This is a genomic window from Longimicrobiaceae bacterium (assembly GCA_035696245.1).
Lineage (GTDB): Bacteria > Gemmatimonadota > Gemmatimonadetes > Longimicrobiales > Longimicrobiaceae > DASRQW01.
This window is the reverse complement of sequence record DASRQW010000034.1, coordinates 1-17,038: the sequence shown is the minus strand read 5'-3', so window position 1 is coordinate 17,038 and position 17,038 is coordinate 1. Positions and strand designations below refer to the sequence as shown.

The 17,038-nt window shown below is 70.2% G+C and carries 15 protein-coding genes; 8 read left to right on the top strand and 7 right to left on the bottom strand.

Going from position 1 to position 17,038, the window contains the following annotated elements:
- Positions 1–339 (top strand): hypothetical protein (locus VFE05_01470; GenBank protein ID HET6228714.1); only part of this gene is annotated, 339 nt, incomplete at its 5' end.
- A 1,038-nt stretch (positions 340–1,377) separates the two neighbouring features.
- Here the strand turns inward: VFE05_01470 and VFE05_01465 are convergent.
- The gene (locus tag VFE05_01465) at positions 1,378–2,241 is read right to left on the bottom strand and encodes a hypothetical protein (protein ID HET6228713.1); all 864 of its coding nucleotides are present in this window, start codon (positions 2,239–2,241) and stop codon (positions 1,378–1,380) included.
- Here VFE05_01465 and VFE05_01460 point away from each other — a divergent pair.
- Complete coding sequence (locus VFE05_01460; protein ID HET6228712.1) at positions 2,231–2,614, top strand: hypothetical protein; 384 nt, start codon at positions 2,231–2,233, stop codon at positions 2,612–2,614. The two genes, VFE05_01465 and VFE05_01460, sit on opposite strands and share 11 nt — an antisense overlap.
- Before the next feature lie 151 nt (positions 2,615–2,765).
- Here the strand turns inward: VFE05_01460 and VFE05_01455 are convergent, their stop codons facing one another.
- Positions 2,766–3,356 (bottom strand): GrpB family protein, encoded by a 591-nt coding sequence (locus VFE05_01455; protein ID HET6228711.1) that lies wholly within the window; start codon positions 3,354–3,356, stop codon positions 2,766–2,768.
- A 319-nt stretch (positions 3,357–3,675) separates the two neighbouring features.
- Between VFE05_01455 and VFE05_01450 the strand changes: the two genes are divergently transcribed.
- On the top strand, positions 3,676–5,043 hold the full coding sequence (locus VFE05_01450) for an aminopeptidase P N-terminal domain-containing protein (protein ID HET6228710.1): 1,368 nt from the start codon (positions 3,676–3,678) through the stop codon (positions 5,041–5,043).
- 63 nt (positions 5,044–5,106) lie between these two features.
- Here VFE05_01450 and VFE05_01445 read toward each other — a convergent pair whose 3' ends face one another.
- The gene (locus tag VFE05_01445; protein ID HET6228709.1) at positions 5,107–5,349 is read right to left on the bottom strand and encodes a hypothetical protein; all 243 of its coding nucleotides are present in this window, start codon (positions 5,347–5,349) and stop codon (positions 5,107–5,109) included.
- A 217-nt stretch (positions 5,350–5,566) separates the two neighbouring features.
- Here VFE05_01445 and VFE05_01440 point away from each other — a divergent pair, with 217 nt between their 5' ends.
- Positions 5,567–6,433, top strand: coding sequence for a TMEM175 family protein (locus VFE05_01440; protein HET6228708.1), 867 nt, complete (start codon positions 5,567–5,569; stop codon positions 6,431–6,433).
- A gap of 62 nt (positions 6,434–6,495) precedes the next feature.
- Here VFE05_01440 and VFE05_01435 read toward each other — a convergent pair whose 3' ends face one another.
- Positions 6,496–6,672 (bottom strand): hypothetical protein, encoded by a 177-nt coding sequence (locus VFE05_01435; GenBank protein ID HET6228707.1) that lies wholly within the window; start codon positions 6,670–6,672, stop codon positions 6,496–6,498.
- Between the two features lie 578 nt (positions 6,673–7,250).
- Between VFE05_01435 and metH the strand changes: the two genes are divergently transcribed.
- The 4 genes from metH (at position 7,251) to VFE05_01415 (ending at position 14,862) form a co-directional block, all read left to right on the top strand.
- Entirely contained in the window at positions 7,251–10,733 is a 3,483-nt protein-coding gene (gene metH, locus VFE05_01430) for a methionine synthase (GenBank protein ID HET6228706.1), read from the top strand.
- 563 nt (positions 10,734–11,296) lie between these two features.
- Positions 11,297–11,653: a hypothetical protein gene (locus tag VFE05_01425; protein ID HET6228705.1), complete on the top strand. Its 357-nt coding sequence runs from the start codon at positions 11,297–11,299 to the stop codon at positions 11,651–11,653.
- Positions 11,654–11,687: 34 nt separating this feature from the next.
- The gene (locus tag VFE05_01420; GenBank protein ID HET6228704.1) at positions 11,688–13,592 is read left to right on the top strand and encodes a bifunctional homocysteine S-methyltransferase/methylenetetrahydrofolate reductase; all 1,905 of its coding nucleotides are present in this window, start codon (positions 11,688–11,690) and stop codon (positions 13,590–13,592) included.
- A gap of 649 nt (positions 13,593–14,241) precedes the next feature.
- A complete protein-coding gene (locus VFE05_01415; GenBank protein HET6228703.1) occupies positions 14,242–14,862 on the top strand; it encodes a GNAT family N-acetyltransferase in 621 nt (206 codons plus the stop codon).
- Here the strand turns inward: VFE05_01415 and VFE05_01410 are convergent.
- From VFE05_01410 to VFE05_01400, 3 genes are all read right to left on the bottom strand, one after another.
- Complete coding sequence (locus tag VFE05_01410; GenBank protein HET6228702.1) at positions 14,856–15,692, bottom strand: L,D-transpeptidase; 837 nt, start codon at positions 15,690–15,692, stop codon at positions 14,856–14,858. The two genes, VFE05_01415 and VFE05_01410, sit on opposite strands and share 7 nt — an antisense overlap.
- Before the next feature lie 239 nt (positions 15,693–15,931).
- Complete coding sequence (locus tag VFE05_01405) at positions 15,932–16,399, bottom strand: hypothetical protein (protein ID HET6228701.1); 468 nt, start codon at positions 16,397–16,399, stop codon at positions 15,932–15,934.
- 236 nt (positions 16,400–16,635) lie between these two features.
- The coding region (locus VFE05_01400) for a hypothetical protein (GenBank protein HET6228700.1) at positions 16,636–17,038 on the bottom strand (403 nt) is incomplete at its 5' end.

Genomic DNA, 17,038 nt, shown 5'->3' with positions numbered 1-17,038 from the left:
GACAACCAATGGAAGCGGTACTGTTCTCCCAGCGACTTTCCTGCGATCATCCAGGCAGCCAAGGAGCACGAGGGAATCGTATACTCCCCCGATTCACACGTTCAGGTCTACAAGGACTGGTTACATTCGCACCTGTTCATGGCCGACTGGGAAAAAACTGTGTTTCGTGACGGCGATATAGATCCTGCGCAAACCCCATCCACCAAAGCGGCGGACTTTTTCGACGCAGCGATTTTCCGCCCGTCCCTCGCTGACGTGGATCAGCACCACACCGTCGATCCGATTCCGGGCCGTGTTCCTCCGGCTCTTCTCCCTTGCAAACTCCGGCACGCGGATTAGTGACAATGCGAATTTACCTTTTCGCGATTTTGCTCGCGATTACCTCTCATGCCTCGCTCAGCGCCCAAGAAGTAGACGACACTACGGAGCAGCGGCGTAACTGTGAGCGTGCAGTGCCGATTCTCACCACTGGCGTTCAATCGGCATCCAGCGATGACTGGTCTTGGGCTCTCCATGAGGCGCACCGGTGCGGAGCTACGGCAGGCAACGCGTACGCAGCAGCGATCCGCGCAGGACGCTTCTCCGTGGACACTGCGGCTCTCAACACGCTGACGGCACCTACGAGGAAATTTCGGGACGGGCAGATCTTTGAGGCAGCTCTCGCTGTCGCAGGAGACCCAAGCGCAAGCACGCCTGCGCGGATCTTCGCGTTTCGCACCCTCATGTGGACCGCGTGGCCTATGAGCCCGCTCGAATACGATGATCTCGAACAGGGACGCTGCACTGGAGTGAATGGCGGTCTGCACGTGAGTCTCGGATGGGGAGCACCAGTCCCGCCAGACTACCTAGCGCGGATGCGGGCAACCAGCCTGGCGGTGTTCAACGACTTGTCGGCTCCGGGACAGCTCAAGCACGCTGCCGCCTGCGCCAGAAACATGCGCCCGTGGCCGGGGTTCGACTGACCGATACCACCTGCACGGAGAGCAATCCCCCGAGAACTGGTGCTTGGGGGATGTTCGTGTTCTGATACCTGTTCAAATACGTTTCCTTGCGTGCGAAAAATCCTCATCGTCCTCTTTCTATGTCGCGCGGACAAGGCAAAGGGGCGACAGCTTGCGCTGGCGCTCCAGAGTTCGTGTTCGTCAGTCTTCGTCTGATGAGGTGTGGGCTCGAAAAACGCACGTGGCAAAATGGGATCAATACCTGTGGGCTTCGTGACGTCGTAGCCCGCGGCTTGAGCCCCCAGGGCGATGCTGGCCGCACCGATTCTCACGGACTTCATACGAGACGTTGCCATCGCATACCATCATCCGAGCGAACAACCCTCTTCCGCGGCTCGGGAGAGGGTTGCTGGTTTCTGCTGGGGGGCGATGAGGCTCAGTGTCGGCCGCGGCGCTTCCCGCGCGGCGGCGTGGCGACCGGCGGAGGCGGCGCGGGCGGAGGTGCGACGATGCGCGCGAGGCGGAGCGGCGCGGCGGGGTCGAGCAACGGGACTGGCTCCAGCGGTGTGTTCGCGAACGCGCGCGCCTGCTCCTGGAAGTACGAGAGGGAGCCGTACGTCCACGTCTCGTTCGTCGGCCGGCCGGTCTCCAGTGTCACGTGCGGCACGCGCTTGAGCAGACGCATCACGGCGATCTCGGAGGGTGACAGCAGCTCGTCGCCCGCGTAGAAGACATGGCCCGCGTCGTTGCTGTCGGCGCCGTAGCTGCCCAGCCCCGCCGCGGCGGCCAGTTCGTGGAAGCGCCCGAGGCGCGACGGGGCCACGTCGTAATCCACCGCGCGGCCGGCGGGGCGGCCCAGGCGGTCCACCCGCGAGTGCCACGACGTGAGCGTGCTGGTGGCCAGCGGCCCCGGTCGCACGCGACCCTGCTGGAAGAGGAACGCCTGCCGCTCCGGCGAGCGCCACGTCTCCCGCCGGTGGAAGCGGATGCCTTCCGCCGCAAGCGACTGCTCGAAGCGCATGATCTTGGCACCCACCACCGGGTCCAGCAGCTCCGTCTCGCGGTGCACCTGCAGCGCCTCGCGGCCGTACACGGTGCGCAGCACGCGCCACTCCCACGCCTCGAAGCTCTCGCCCTGCCGCGGGCCCGGCATGCCCGCGACGCCCACCACGTGCGTGCCGGGCATGGGGGTGTTCGGCTGGTACACGGGCACGTCCAGGTACGACAGCAGCCCGAACTTCCCCGGCCCGTGCACTCCGTACAGGCAGCGCAGCTCGCCCGGAAGCGGGTTGCGGTGCATCTCCTTCACCTCGCCCACGCCGCACCGGGGCCGCGCCGGCATGCGGACGGGTGATGCGGCAGCGCGCGACGCCGGGGCAGCCGCCCCCGACGTGATCGGAGCAGCGGTCGTCGTCGGCACGTTCGAAGCAGATGCCGCCACGATCGTCGGCCCCGGCGAGGGCGCACCCGGAGAGGTCGTCGTGCCCGAGGCGGCGGCGGCGTTGCCGGACGGTACGACGGTGGATGCGGGCGCGGTCGAGGGCGCCGGCGTAACCGGGAGCCCCAGCAGCGGCGCCTGCGCGTGCCCGCCCGACGCGCCGAGCAGCACCGCCGCGGATGCGGTGAAGACGGTTCTGGGTGCGATGATGCGGAGAGGTGCGACGTTCATCTAAGCGGCGGTGACTGCATGGGATGGGCGATGGATCGCTGCGGATGCGAAAGGTCCGGCTGCGACGCTCTGGCTACCCGGCGCGCGGGCGCGAGGTCCGGCCGCGCATGCTTCGGATGCGCAGAATCCGGACGACGGGAAACGGAGGTGCGGAATCAGCTTTCGGCCGGTCGCGGCAGATGCCCGGATGCCCGCAGCTGTGCCAAGACGGCTTCCACGAACGGCCCCTTGGCCACGGAATACGCACCCTTGTCCCAGCCGACCTGGTCCGCCACCCGCTGCTTCTCGGCCGCGTACGCCTGCGCGAGCGCGGGGTCCGCGCGCAGGGCGTCGCGGAAGCCCAGCTTCTCGTCCCACGCCTGCGCGGGAAGGACGTAGAGGTGGATCTGCGCGACGCGGCGGCGGTCTTCGTCGCGGACGTAGTAGCGGCGGCGCGGGTCGTCGCCGTACGGGCCGCGGTGCTCGTAGCCCAGCCCCTCCAGCGGCGCGACGCACGCGTCCGCATCTCCCTCGCTCGCCACGGCGATGCCGATGTCCAGGACCGGCTTGCCCGCGAGACCGGGCACCGCAGTGCTGCCCACGTGCTCGATAGCCGTCGCGAGCGGGCCGGCGGCGCGGCGGATGCGCTCGGCCTCGGCCGCGAAGCGTTCCGGCCAAGCGGGGTCGTGCGCCACCAATCGCAGCGTGCCGGCCATGGATGCCCGGAATGGTGAGACCGCCGCGTCCGCCGTGAACGACGACGTCACAGCTGACGCTCCTCGGCGAGCCGGCGGGCGTGGACGTCGTGGGCGAGCCGCAAGGTAACAGCTTGGGCATCTCCCCCGCCACTGCCACCAACGGGCGGACGGATCATGGCGATGAGAAGCCGGTAGAGAGGCCAGCATTGCCCCGTCCTCACGTCCGGCTCTCTGCCGATGGCTGGGCGCGCTCTCCAGGGGGCTAGTGATCGTCGGCGGAAGGTGGGCGGAGACGGGAGATGGTTTGCGGCGGGAGGATGCGCGGCTTATCCTACGCGGAGCGCGCAGCCCCGGCACATCTCCCTCGCCCCCTCGGACCCTCCCGGCGATGCAGAACAGCGACACACCTTCCGCGAAACCCGGCCCCGCCGCCACGTCGTTCCTCTCCCGGCGCGAGCGGTTCCTGGCGCAGATCGGCAACGGCGTCGCCATCCTGGTCGCCTCGCCCGAGCTGCTGAAGTCGCGCGACACCGACGTGCGCTACCGCGCGAACAGCGACCTGCTGTACCTCACCGACTTCGCCGAGCCGGAGACGGTGGCGGTGTTCACGCCGCACGATCCCGAGCACCGCCTCACGCTCTTCGTGCGCCCCCGCGACGCCGAGAAGGAGACGTGGACGGGCCGGCGGCACGGCGTGGAGGGCGCCCGCGATCGCTTCGGCGCCGACGCGGCGTACCCCCTGGACGAGCTGGACGAGCGACTGCCCAAGCTGCTGGAGCCTGCCGACGCCGTCTGGTACTCGCTGGGAAGCTCGCAGGAGATGGACCGGCGCGTCACGTCGCTTCTCGCGCGCTTCCGCCTGTCGCGGCCCCGCAGCGGCAAGGGGCCGTGGGACGTGCGCGACCCGGCGCAGGTGCTGGATCCCATGCGTCTCGTGAAGGAGCCCGCGGAGCTGGAGCTGATGCGCGAGTCCGGCAGGCTCGCCGCGCAGGGCCACCTGGCTGCGATGCGGATGGCGCGCCCCGGCGTGGGCGAGTGGGAGCTGGAGGCGGCGGTGGACGGCACGTACCGCCGCGCCGGCGCGTGGGGGCCGTCGTACCCCACCATCGTGGGCTCGGCCGTGAACGGCACCATCCTGCACTACACCAGCAACGACCGCGTGGTGGAGGACGGCGACCTGGTGCTCATCGACGCCGGGGCCGAGCTGGGGAACTACTGCTCCGACATCACCCGCACCTTCCCGGTGAACGGCCGCTTCACGCCCGCCCAGCGCGCCCTGTACGACGTCGTGGCCGCTGCGGAGGAGGCGGGCATCGCCGCGGTCGCGCCCGGGAACACCTTCCAGGGCGTGCACGACGCCGCGGTGCGCGTGATGGTGAAGGGGCTCGCGGACCTGGGCCTCCTGCCGCGCGGCGACGTGGACGCGCTGATCGAGGACGGCGGATACAAGCGCTTCAACACGCACCAGACCTCGCACTGGCTGGGGCTGGACGTGCACGACGCGGGCGGCTACCGCGAGCCGGACGGCTCGCCCCTGCGCCTCCGCCCCGGCATGGTGCTCACGGTGGAGCCCGGCCTCTACATCCCGGACGCGGAGGACATCCCGGCCGATTTCCGCGGCCTGGGCATCCGCGTGGAGGACGACGTGATCGTCACCGAGACCGGCCGCGAGGTCATCACCCGCGACGTGCCGGTGGATGCGGACGAGATCGAGGCCACGGTGGGCTCCGGCGTGATGGAGACCGCGGGACGGTAGCGAACGCGACGGGAGGCGGCCCGAGCGGAGCCGCCTCCCGTCCTCTCTCACCTGCGCCGTGCGTCAGGCGCAGGCGGCCGGCGACGTGGGCGTGCACGAGTAGATGGTCGCGTGCCCCGTGCCGCACACGGCGTACGCCGTCCGGCAATAGCAGCTCGCCACCTGCGTACAGGCGAAGACCGCGTCGCGGTGCACGTCGTCGGGCTTGGCGAAGCCGTCCACCGTCCCGGCGCCGTCCGACATCCCGCCGTCGGTTTCGAACGCCTCGACCGACAGCGCGTCCAGGTCCAGCCGCAGCTTGCTCATCGGATCGCTCCCATCCAGCGGGTGCCCTTCCTCCGCGCCATCCGGAGCGGGGGAATGTTTCGCGACGGATTTGCAAGAAACACTCCCTCGCAAGTGCTCTCGCGCTCCGGCGTAAACACCGCTATCTCGTTGCCATGAAACACCGATTCTCCGGGTGCAGGCCCTCCGTCCCCGGCCCGGCTGGTCCGCTGGTGCGAGCCGATGAAGCCGCAAAAGGATGCGTCCGCGGCGGCTGCAGGCCTCGTCGCGCGGGGGCGGGCTGATGGTGCGGCGGGCGATGACGGGCGGGCGGACGGGCGACGGCAGCTTCCGCTGGCGCGGCGCGGAGGTGTCGCGCCTGGAAGCGCTGAGCGACGCCGTGTTCGGCTTCGCCATCACGCTGCTGGTGGTGTCGCTGGAGGTGCCGCACACGTTCGCGCAGCTCATGGACGCCATGCGCGGCTTCCTCTCGTTCGCGGCGTCGTTCGCCATCCTCTTCCGCGTGTGGTACCAGCAGTACCGCTTCTTCCGCCGCTTCGGGCTGGACGACACGGTCACGGTGGCGCTCAACGCCGTGCTCCTCTTCCTGGTCGTCTTCTTCGTCTATCCGCTCAAGTTCGTCTTCACCCTGGTGGTGGACGAGTTCAGCGGCCGGCAATACGCGGTGCTGGGCGACGGCAGCCACGTGCCGGTGTTCACGCATCGGGGCGAGCCGGCGCAGATGATGGTGGTGTTCGGCTCGGGCTACGTGCTGGTCTTCCTCCTCTTCGCCGTCCTGTACATGCATGCCTACCGCCTTCGCGAGGAGCTGGAGCTGACGCCGGGCGAGGTGCTGGACACGGCCGACAACGTCCGCCAGAACGTGCTGAACGTCATGATCGGCCTCACGTCCATCGCCGTCGCCCTCGCCGTGGCGCCGCGGTACATGGGGTTCAGCGGGCTGGTGTACATGCTGGGCGGGCCGGTGCTCACGGCCAACGGATTCTACGCCGCGCGCAGGAAGAAGAAGCTCGGCGAGGCGGGCGCGAAAGCGGAGCCGGCGAGGGTGGAGGCGGGCGGGGAACCGGCGGGGCGGGGCGGACGGGGCAAGCGCGTCCGGCGGTGATGCCGTGGGAGCGGTGGATGGGAGGGCGCGGCCGGGAGGATAGGCCGCGCCCTCCGTCGTTCTCAGCAGGTGCGGTCGAACGAGGCGCAGGTGTGGTACGTCGCGACGCAGCCCGAGATGTTGAACGTACAGGGCGTCGCGTTGCCGACCACGGTGCCCGGCTTCTCCGCCGCCGCGCCGGTCGTATTGAACGACGCGATGGTGAGCGAGTCGACGTTCAGCTTCAGCTTGTTACGCATGGGTTTCCTCCGGGGGGTGTTGGGATGAGGATCGGGGACGTGAGCGTAGTCCCTGATCCGCCAGGGCGCAAGATGCGCGCCTTTAGTCCTCACGCCACTCCGCGTGTTCCACGAGTCGCGAGATGCCCAGCGACACACATCTGCGGATACAGACCGGGTATTACCTTTGATTCTGCGCCAGAGAAATCGATGCGGGAACGCCACGCGCTGCATCGTCTGAACCGTACATCTCCCGACGCGGAGTTGTGAAGCCGGCTCCACATCAACCGTCTTGTAAGATGTGCGTCCGCGGATGAGCGGCGTAGCGGGGGATTCGGAGGGATGCCTGCGGCCCGCTCCGAGTTCTGGCCGGGGATGTAAGACCGGATCGCGGGAAGACTTGCGTTCCCCGGCGTGGCGCATAGATTGTTCGGAGCACGCCACGAGCGTGCGGTGGATGGATTTGCGCGACCGCTTGCGACCACCTAAAAAAACGCTAAAGAGTCGGAGCTGAAAACCGGATCTTCCCAGATCGGTACGCCAGGCCCCGCACTCACCAGTCGCGGGGCCTTTTTCCATTTCAGGTGTTCGTGATCCAGATGCAGAAGCAGAGAACGCTCCCGCCGTACCTTGCCGCCCTGCGCGAGCGCGTGCTCGTGTTCGACGGCGCCATGGGCACCTCCATCCAGCGCTACCACCTCACGCCGGTCGACTTCGGCGGCGAGCGGCTGGAGGGGTGCAACGACTATCTGGTGGTCACCCGGCCGGACGTGATCGAGGAGATCCACGCCTCGTTCCTGGAGGTGGGCTGCGACGTGCTGGAGACGGACAGCTTCCGCTCCAACCGCATCACCCTGGCCGAGTACGGGCTGGGCGACGAGGTCCGCGAGATCAACGTGGCCGCGGCGTCGCTCGCCCGCCGCGTGGCCGACCGCTTCAGCACCGCGGAGAAGCCGCGCTTCGTGGCCGGCTCCATCGGCCCGTCGGGCTTCCTCCCGTCCGCCTCTGACCCGACGCTCGGCAACATCACGTTCGACCAGCTCGTGCCCGTGTTCCGCGAGCAGGCCGAGGCGCTGATCGAGGGCGGGGTGGACGTGCTGCTGATCGAGACGTCGCAGGACATCCTGGAGGTGAAGGCCGCCATCTTCGGCTGCCGCGACGCGATCCGTGCGGCGACCCGGCCGGTCGCGCTTCAGGTGCAGGTCACGCTGGACACGTCCGGCCGCATGCTTCTGGGCACCGACATCGGCGCGGCGCTGACGACGCTGGAGGCGCTGGGGGCCGACGTGGTGGGCCTCAACTGCTCCACCGGCCCCGAGCACATGCGCCAGCCCATCCGCTGGCTGGGCGAGAACTCGCCGCTTCCCATCTCCTGCATCCCCAACGCGGGCATCCCGCACAACGAGGGCGGCGACGCGGTCTATCCGCTGGAGCCCGGCCCGTTCGCGGAGATGCTGAACGAGTTCGTCCGCGACTTCGGCGTCTCCGTCGTGGGCGGCTGCTGCGGCACCACGCCCGAGCACCTGCGCCAGCTCATCGAGAAGCTGGACGGTGCGAAGCCCAAGGAGCGCGTCGTAGAACGAGTCCCGCGCCTCTCGTCCGGAATTCGCGCGACCGACCTCATCCAGCAGCCCGCGCCGACCATGATCGGCGAGCGGGTCAACGCGCAGGGCAGCCGCAAGGTGAAGCGTCTCCTCCTCGCCGACGACTACGACGGCATTTTGGGCGTCGCGCGGGACCAGACGGAAAGCGGCGCGCACGTGCTGGACGTGTGCGTGGCGCTCACCGAGCGGCAGGACGAGGACGAGCAGATGCGCTCGGTCGTGAAGCTGCTCTCGCAGGGCGTGGACTCGCCGCTCTGCATCGACAGCACGGAGCCGGCGGTGATCGAGGCGGCGCTGAAGCAGTCGCCCGGCCGCGCCATCGTCAACTCGATCAACCTGGAGAACGGCCGCGAGCGCATCGACGCCGTCCTGCCGGCCGTCGCCGCCCACGGCGCCGCGGTGATCGCGCTGACCATCGACAACGAGGTCGGCGGGATGGCGAAGACGGCAGCCGACAAGCTCACCGTCGCCCGGAAGATCTACGACATCGCCACGGGCGAGTTCGGGCTGCCGGCCGACGCGCTCATCTTCGACGCGCTGACCTTCACGCTCGCGACGGGCGACGAGGAGTTCCGCCGGTCCGCCGTGGAGACGATGGACGGAATCCGCGCCATCAAGCGCGAGCTTCCCGGCGTGCTCACCACGCTGGGCGTCAGCAACGTGAGCTTCGGCCTGGCGCCGCACGCGCGGGCGGTGCTGAACTCGGTCTTCCTCTTCCACTGCGTGGAGGCGGGGCTGGACACGGCCATCATCAACCCGGCCCACGTGCGCCCGTACGCCGAGATCCCGGACGAGGAGCGCCGCCTGGCCGACGACCTCATCTACGACCGGCGCACGGAGGCGAACGACCCGCTGGCGTCGTTCATCTCGTTCTACGAGAGCAAGGGCGCGGAGCAGGAGAGCACCGTCGACCCCACGGCCGAGATGGAGCCGGAGGGCGCGCTTCACTGGAAGATCCTACACCGCAAGAAGGACGGGATCGAGGACCTGATCGACGCAGCCGTGCAGAAGCTGGGCGCCGTGCCGGTGCTGAACGGGGTGCTGCTGCCCGCCATGAAGGAGGTGGGCGACAAGTTCGGCGCGGGCGAGCTGATCCTGCCCTTCGTGCTCCAGAGCGCGGAGGTGATGAAGAAGGCGGTCGCGCGGCTGGAGAACTACCTGGAGAAGGCGGAGGGGCAGACCAAGGGCAAGGTGGTGCTCGCCACGGTGTACGGCGACGTGCACGACATCGGCAAGAGCCTGGTGAACACCATCCTCACCAACAACGGCTACACGGTGTTCGACCTGGGCAAGCAGGTGCCGGTGAACACCATCCTGGAGAAGGCGCAGGAGGTGGGGGCCGACGCCATCGGCCTCTCGGCGCTGCTCGTCTCCACGTCCAAGCAGATGCCGCTGGCGGCGCAGGAGCTGTTCAAGCGCGGGCTGGAGTATCCGCTCCTCGTGGGCGGCGCGGCCATCAACCCCAGCTTCGTGCGCAGCGCGGCGATGGTGGGCGATGGGCAGCCGTACCCGCAGGGCATGTTCTACTGCAAGGACGCCTTCGAGGGCCTTGCGGTGATGGACCGGCTTCAGGACGCGGAGACGCGCGACGACTTCGTGCGCGGGCACAACGAGGAGATGATCCGCCGGACGGAGGAGTACAACCGCAACCGCGAGAAGGCGAAGGGCCTGCGCCCCTCGTCGCGCGAGAACCCGGCGGTGCCCGTGGCCGACGTGCCGCAGCCGCCGTTCTGGGGGATCAAGGTGCTGGACCCCATCCCGGTGGACGACGTGGTGGAGTGCATCGACCGGAACACGCTGTACCGCATGCAGTGGGGCGCGCGCAACCTCAAGGGCGAGGAGTGGGACCGCGTGGTGCGCGAGGATTTCGAGCCGCGCCTGCGTCGCTACACGCTGGAGGCGCGCACGCAGGGCTGGCTGCGCCCCCGCGCCGTGTATGGCTACTTCCCCGCGGGCCGCGACGGCGACGACGTGGTGGTGTTCGACCCGGCGGACCGCACGCGCGAGATCGGGCGCTTCTCGTTCCCGCGCCAGGAAGACCGCGAGCAGCTGTGCCTGGCCGACTACTTCCGCCCGCTGAACGGCCAGGGGCCGCAGGACGTGCTGCCGCTACAGGTGGTGACCAGCGGCGACAAGGCGGCGGAGTTCATCGACAAGCGCAACAAGAGCGGCGACTACAGCGAAGGCTACTTCCTGCACGGCTTCAGCGTGCAGACGGCCGAGGGCGCGGCCGAGTACGTGAACCGCAGGGTGCGCGCGGAGCTGGGGCTGGCGGGCGAGCAGGGGCTGCGGTACTCGTGGGGATACCCTGCGTGCCCGGACGTGGAGCAGCACGAGGTGCTGTTCAAGGTTCTGCCGGTGAAGCAGGCCATCGGCGTGGGCCTCACCGAGGGCTTCCAGCTCGACCCCGAGCAGTCCACTGCCGCGCTCGTCGTCCACCACCCCGCCGCCAAATACTTCTCGACGGCGGGGGGGTGAGGGCGGGAGGAGCGGCCTGAGCGTCCCGGTGGAGATGTATCCCGCGCCCCCAAGCCCGTCGGCGATGAGATGCAGGGAGTGTCGTTCGCCGGGAAGATGACGATGCGGTGGTAGGAACGCAGAAATTTCGGAGGATGGGGGACGCAGCGGCACCGCCCGGGCGCGTGAACGCGCCGGGCTACGACGGCGCGAAGCTCGCCAGCGCGGGCTGCTACTCGACCGAAGATGCGCGGCGGAGGCGATGAAGCCGGGGGAACGAAGCGAACCCCCAACCCTCTCCCGCTTGCGGGGGAGGGTGCGAGCCTAAGCGAGCGGGAGGGGGCATCCCCCCGAGCGAGCAGCGGTCCATCGGACGACGCTACGTCCACTCTCCGCAGCCCGGCAGAGAACGTGCAAGCGGCGGGGCGTTTTCCCGCATCCGCCGTTCAGCACGTCATTCCACACCAGGGGAGGGTCCCATCGTAACTCGTGCCCACACGGTCGGCCGGACGGTCGGCGGCAAGCACAGCGGCCGGAACGCCACCCTCGTCATCGTCGCCCTGGGCGTCATCGCCCTAGCCTGGGTGCTGCTGAGCGGCGACCGGCGCCGCGAGCGCCAGGTGAGCCACGTCGCCCTGGGCGCCGACACGTCTGCCGTGGCCGCTGCGCTTGGGCGGCCGGGCCGCGCGTGCCCCACCGGGTCGCTGGACGACCTGGCGGAGCAGTTTCCCGGCGGCACCCCTCCCGCGCAGGCCGAGAGCACGCTGGACCGCCTGCGTCCGCAGACCGCCCGCCGCTGGGTGTACGCGCCCGGCAGCGGCGCCGCCTCGTGCGCGCCGCAGAAGGGCGCCACGCAGTTCGGGCTGGACCCACAGGGACGCGTGGTGTGGTACGTGGCCGTGACCGGCCGCACCCCCGTCGTCTTCCCCGACACCCCGTAGCGCGGGGCCGGGAACGCACCCACGCAGGAACGCAATGCCAGACTTCCGTGAGCTTCTCCAGGACGGCCGTCCGCACCTGTTCGACGGTGCGATGGGCACCATGCTGTACGCGCGCGGCGTGTACATCAACCGCTCGTACGACGAGCTGAACCTGGTGCAGCCCGAGCTGGTGGCCGACGTGCACCGGGCCTACGCCCGCGCGGGTGCCGAGGTGCTGGAGACCAACAGCTACGGCGCCAACCGCCTCAAGCTGGCCAAGCACGGGCTGGACGGCCGCCTGCACGAGATCAACGTGCGCGCGGCCGAGATCGCGCGTGGCGCGGCGGGCGGGCGCGCTTGCGTGGCCGGGGCGATCGGGCCGCTGGGGCTGCGCATCGAGCCGTACGGGCCCACGTCGGTGGACGAGGCGCGCGAGCTGTTCCGCGAGCAGGCCGCGGCGCTGCTGGAGGGCGGGGTGGACCTCTTCATCCTGGAGACGTTCAGCGATCTGGAGGAGATCCGCCGCGCGCTGGAGGCGGTGAAGGGACTGTGCGACCTGCCCGTGGTGGCGCAGATGGTGATCCGCGAGGACGGCCGCACGCCGTACGGCACCGAGGCCACGGTGCTCGCCGAGCGCCTGTCCGAATGGGGCGCGGACGTCGTCGGCCTCAACTGCAGCGTGGGGCCGCACGCCATGCTCCAGGTCGTCGAGCAGATGGCCGGCGCGACCACGCACCCCATCAGCACGCAGCCCAACGCAGGCTTGCCGCGTGAGGTGGACGGGCGGATGATCTACATGGCGTCGCCGGAGTACATGGCGACGTACGCGGCGCGGCTCATCCGCAAGGGCGTGCGCATCGTGGGCGGCTGCTGCGGCACCACGCCGGACCACATCGCCCGCATGCGCGACGCGGTGCGGATGCTGGCCCCCGGCGGCGAGAAGCGCATCTTCGCGGTCGGCACCGAAGCGGACGGCGGCGACGGCGGCGCGTCGAAGGCGCTGGAGCCGGTGCCGCTGGAGCAGCGCAGCGAGTGGGGCGCCAAGCTGGCCCGCGGCGAGTTCCTGACCACGGTGGAGATCGTGCCGCCGCGCGGCAGCAACCCGGCGGAGATGCTGAAGGGCGTGGAGATGCTGAAGGCCGCCGGCGTGGACGGCGTGAACGTGCCCGACGGCCCGCGCGCGCAGAGCCGCATGGGCGCGCTGGCCACGGCGCTGCTCATCCAGCAGAAGGTGGGGATCGAGCCGGTGATCCACTACTGCTGCCGCGACCGCAATCTCCTCGGGATGCTGTCGGACCTGCTGGGCGCGCAGGCGCTGGGGCTGCGCAACATGCTGTTCATCACCGGCGACCCGCCCAAGATGGGTCCGTACCCGGACGCGACGGCGGTCTTCGACATCGACGCCATCGGGCTCACGAACCTGGCGACGCGGCTCAACCGCGGCCTCGATCCCGGCGGCAACGTGCTGGGCGAGCCCACCAGCTTCGTCGTGGGCGTTGGCGTGAACCCCGGAGCCGAGGACTTCGAGCACGAGATGAAGCGCTTCTACTGGAAGGTGGAGGCGGGCGCCGAGTACGCCATCACCCAGCCGGTGTTCGACCTGGCGCAGCTGCGGAAGTTCGTGGACCGCATCGACCGCGACGGGATCCGCATCCCTATCGTGGCCGGGATCTGGCCGCTCACGTCCGCGCGCAACGCCGAGTTCATGGCGAACGAGGTGCCCGGCGTGGTCATCCCGGACGCCGTTCTGGACCGGATGCGGCGGGCGAGCGCGCTCGGCAAGGAGCAGGGCGCCGAGGAGGGCACGCTCATCGCCCAGGAGATGCTCGCCGAGGCGCTGCCCATGATCCAGGGCGTCCAGGTGAGCGCCCCGTTCGGCAAGGTCGCCTTCGCCCTCAAGGTCTTCGAGGCCATCCCCGGCTGGGGCGCCGCCCACCCGCTCCTCGCCGCGACGGGCTGACGTTCCCGTCACGTCGGGCGAGATGGTAGACGTTGGACGTCAGATGAACGGCGAACGGCGCGGGACTCGCGAGAGCTCCAGCGCCGTTCGTGTGTCAGGAGATGTGCGGCGGAAGATGCGCTTCGTGAGATACATGGCCGGACTGCGGCCCGAAAGCACGCGCGGGGAGATGGACATCCGGAGATGCGCCGCCGCCGACGCGAGCCGCTAGAATCGACGCGGCGGCACCGCCCTGGCGGGTAAACCCGCGGGGCTACAAACGCGCGAAGGCCACCGGCGTGGCCTGCTGCCGCACCAGCCTCGCGTTTCGATAGACGCATCGCCTTCGTCCGGGTGGATAGAAACGCCCGGCTCGGAAATGCGGCGATCCTGCGGACGAGGTGGGTAGCCGTCCGCACCGATCTCGCTCGACCCGCCCTCCCGCAGCGCGCAGCGCGAGTCGCTATCGCTGCAGGAGCGAGGAGGCCGCCTTGACCCACTACGACCCCAGGCCACGCCAGCCCCGTTCCTTCTCCCGCTTGCGGGAGAGTCGTCCACGAGCTTCGCTCACCCTAGCGGATGAAAGTGTTGCTACATCACCATTTCGGTGATTTCGCGAAGATCACTTTCTTTTCAGGGCAGGCGAGGAACGAGCCGGGTGAGGGCCCCCATGCCCCAGACGCTCACCGAACCCGCCCTCCTCGCCGATGCCGCCTGGTGGCGCATCTACGAAGGCTGCTTCCCATCTCCCGAACGCGAGCCGCGCGAGGCCATCGTCGCGGCGATGCGGCTGGGCGTCGGCGCCGCCATCCGTGAGGTGGTGGATGGCGAGACGGTGGGCATCGCCACGCTGCACGTGCTTCGTGCGCCCGCGGTCGTGTTCTGCGTCTACCTCGCGACGGACCCGGCGCGGCGGGGCGGGGGAGTGGGCGGCGCGCTGCTCGACCACGTGCAGCACGTGGGAGAAGAGCGGGTTCGGCAGATGGGGCTCACGCCGCGCGGGTTGGTGTGGGAGGTGGAGAGCGTGATGGACGCCGCATCCGCGGAAGAGCGGGAGATGCGTGAGCGGCGGGTGCGGTGGTTCCTCGCGCGCGGCGGGCGGGTGCTGCCGGGGCGATACGTGCAGCCGCCGGTGGACGGCATCCACCGCATCCCCATGTCGCTCATGTTCCGCGGCGGCGGCGAGGCGCCGGACGTGGCGAGCCTGGCGCGTGCCATCTACCGTGAGAAGTACGGCGCGGTGAACGGCATCCCCGCCGGCGTGCTGGACGAGATGGAGCGCGGTCAGTAGATGTAGACCTGCGCGCCCACCGGCACGTGCCGGTACAGGTACGCCAGGCCCTTGGCCGGCACGCGGATGCATCCGTGCGTCGCCGCCCGGCCGATGGATGCCGAGTCGCGCGTGCCGTGGATCATGTAGCCGTCGCCCAACTCCAGCTTGTAGCGCCCCAGCTCCCCCTCCACGCGCCGGTTCACCGTCCCCTCCGGCGGCACGAACAGCGTGTCGCCGAAGACGACCTCCTCGTCCGGCGGCATCTCCTCCCACGTCCCGTCCGGCATCGCCCGGCCGACGCGGTCGCCGCGCACCTCCATCACGCTGCCGTCGCCCAGCGGCACGTCGCGCCCGCGCCGCAGGTGCACCAGCGCGAGCGAGCTGTCGCGCGCCAGCTCGGCGTAGTGCCACTCCGGCGGCGTCCACACGGGGTCGCGCCCCTTGGCGATCACGCGCCTGTAGCCCGTGGGCGTGTCGAACGCCCACACGCGCTTCCCGAAACGCAGCCGCTCGGACTTGCCCACCGCGATGGGCGTGGTGAGAAGCGTGTCCTCCCCGTCTATCCACCACAGCCGCCGCCGCTCCAGCGACACCACGATCCGCCGCGCTTCCGCCACCGGCGGCTGCGCGGCCGAGTCGCGCGCCGCCGCCGCGCTGTCCGCCGCCGCAACCGAATCCAGCCGCACCCCCGCCAGCGTGTCCGCCCACAGCGACCGCGCCGCAGACGATGAATCGGCCGTCGCGACCTCCCGCGCCCGGGCCGCGCCAGACGCTGCGCCCGAGCACCCGCTCGACGCCGTCAGCACCGCCACCGCCACCGCCACCGCGATCCGCACAATGCCGATCATCTCCGCCCTCACGAACAAGCCTATCCACAGGTAGGGGTGCGATTTATCGCATCCGCGCACCACCGCCGACGCCTCGCCCCCACGCATCTCCCTCCCACATCTCCGGCAGATCCCAAGGACGTACATCTCGCGAGTACGGCGGATGTCGTTTCACCGGCGATCCTCCGCGCGCGGCGAGCCCGGCCGACGGGCCGGGCTCGCCTGGAGTTGCTTCGCTGCGAACGCGAAGCGGTGACGCGTCAGCCGTCCTTGCGGACGCGCATGTGGCGGGCGCGGCTGCCGCTGGTGCCGTTCGCGGAGCCGCTGGCCGCGCCGTTGTTCACGTCGCCCTGGCCCGAGCCGCTCATCCCGTTCCCATTGCCGGAGCCGCTCATCCCGCCGTCGTTCATGCCGCTTCCGCTCATTCCCGAGCCGTTCCCGGTTCCCGAGCCGCTGCCGGTGGTCTGGCTGCCGTTGCGGGCGGCGCCGGGACCGCCGGGGCCGGTGGTGGTGCCCGTCGTGCTGCCGGTGCGCGAGCGCGTGGTGCCGCTGTGCGACGCGTTGGTCGTGCTCTGCGTCGTCGTCGATCCGCGGCTGCTGGTGGTCGAGGTGGTGGTGCCCTGGCCGGTGCCGCTTCCGCTGCCGGTGGTGGTCTGGCCCTGCGCCTGCGTGGCCGCGGCGGAGACGACGACGGCGGCGGCGAGCGGCACGATGCGGTTCAGCTTCATGGATCCCTCCGGGACTTGGTGGAACGTGGAAGAGGTGCCCCTGCAACCTCTTCCGAAAAATCGGCGGGGCCCCCTGCCGCAAGCCGCAGACCCACCCACGGAGCAGGTCCGCCGCCCGGAGCGCCATCTGCCGCGCTCGAAAAGCCATTTTCGCGGACGCGGAAAAACGGCCCCCGGCGAAGCGTCTCGCCGGGGGCCGTCTGGAGTGCGATGCCGCGGTGCGTGACCGCGTCCGGTTAGTTCGCGTGCTTGCGGCGCGCGCTGGTCGTGGAGGCCGACGACTTGCGCGACGGCGATGCGGCACGCGCCTCGGCCTGCGCGGCGCGCGAGCGGCGGAGGGCGGCGCGGGCCTCGGTGCAGGCGTCGGACTTGGCGTGGCCCTCGCGGCAGGCGAAGGTCGCGCGCTCCGAGCGGACGTCGGCGCAGGCTTCGCTCGCCGCGTGCCCCTCGCCGCACACCCGGCCGATGCGGGCGACCAGCGCCTCGCTGCGGCTCTCGGTGGCGCGGCGGGCCTCGGTGCTGCGGCGCAGGGCGGCTCGCGCCTCGCCACAGGCGTCCGAGCGCGTGTGGCCGGCGCGGCACTCGAACTCCTCGCGGGCGGTGCGGGCGGTCGCGCAGCCCTCGTCGGCAGCGTGGCCT